This is a genomic window from Mogibacterium pumilum (genome assembly GCF_002243385.1).
In the GTDB taxonomy this organism is placed as follows: domain Bacteria; phylum Bacillota; class Clostridia; order Peptostreptococcales; family Anaerovoracaceae; genus Mogibacterium; species Mogibacterium pumilum.
Genome location: NZ_CP016199.1, coordinates 1,761,583 through 1,762,753, shown reverse-complemented (window position 1 = coordinate 1,762,753; position 1,171 = coordinate 1,761,583). Strand labels below are relative to the sequence as shown.

Annotated in this window: 2 protein-coding genes; both read left to right on the top strand. The window is 41.2% G+C overall.

What is annotated here, in order from left to right; all coding sequences use genetic code 11:
* A partial coding sequence (locus AXF17_RS09640; protein ID WP_237048999.1) for an IS3 family transposase occupies positions 1–620 on the top strand: 620 nt, incomplete at its 5' end.
* Positions 584–1,171 (top strand): IS3 family transposase (locus AXF17_RS09635; protein ID WP_330398554.1); only part of this gene is annotated, 588 nt, incomplete at its 3' end. The genes AXF17_RS09640 and AXF17_RS09635, both read left to right, overlap by 37 nt.

The following is a 1,171-nucleotide window of genomic DNA, read 5'->3' as shown; positions in this document are numbered from 1 at the left end:
AAAACACCACCGAACATCCCAGAAACCCTCCAGCGGAGTTTAAATTGAAAGTACTTCGTCGTTGTTTTGAAAATGGAGAGAGTGTAAAATTAGTATCAGAAGAGACTGGATACAGTCGTGTCATCATATATGTGTGGCGAAAGCGATATCTTCAAGGAGGTGTGTTTTCTCTGATGAACACGAAAAATATCAAGCCGGAAAAATTACCGGATACGGATGGGAATATACCTTCCGAAGAAATAGAATCATTCAGAAAGCAGATGTACGAGCTTCAATTGGAAGTAGATATCTTAAAGGAGACAATCAACGTATTAAAAAAAGACCCCGGCGTCGACTTGAACGACCTGAAGAACAAGGAGAAGGTAGCGGTAATCGACGCCATGAAAGAGAAGTACCCGCTACCAGTCCTGCTTCGAAAGATGAAGCTGCCAAGGAGTAGTTACTACTATCAGATAAAAGCTCTTGCAACAGAAGATAAATATAAGCATATACGCCGTGAAGTTGATCGGATATTTATGAAAAACAAAGCCCGATATGGGTATCGTAGGATACATGCAGAACTAAAAAAGATAGGGATAAAAGTATCGGAGAAAGTCGTTCGGAAGATGGTCTTGAAGTAAAAATCCGAAAAAAGAAGAAATACAGTTCGTATAAAGGGGAAATCAGTCCCGCTGTTCCAAACGAAGTACAGAGGAATTTTCATAGCGAGAAGCCGGATGAACTTCTTTTGTCGGATATTAGCGAGTTTGCCATTCCGACAGGCAAGGTATATCTGTCTCCGACAGCAGATTGCTTTGATGGAATGCTTGTCACGTGGCGAATAAGCGAACATCCAAATGCCGATCTCGTCAATGGCATGCTCGACGATGTGATTGCAAATATGGGCGCAAAATCTAAACCAATTATTCATACAGATCGAGGATGCCACTATCGCTGGCCGGGTTGGATTGAGAGGATGGAGATAAACGGATATACCAGATCCATGTCACAGAAAGGGTGCTCTCCAGATAATGCTGCTTGCGAAGGTTTATTTGGACGAATAAAAAATGAGTTCTTCTATAACCAGGACTGGAAAAATGTGACCATAGAGGAATTCTCACGTGAGTTAGATAAATACCTTCATTGGTATAATGAAAAAAGAATCAAGAAATCGTTAGGATATTTGAGCCCT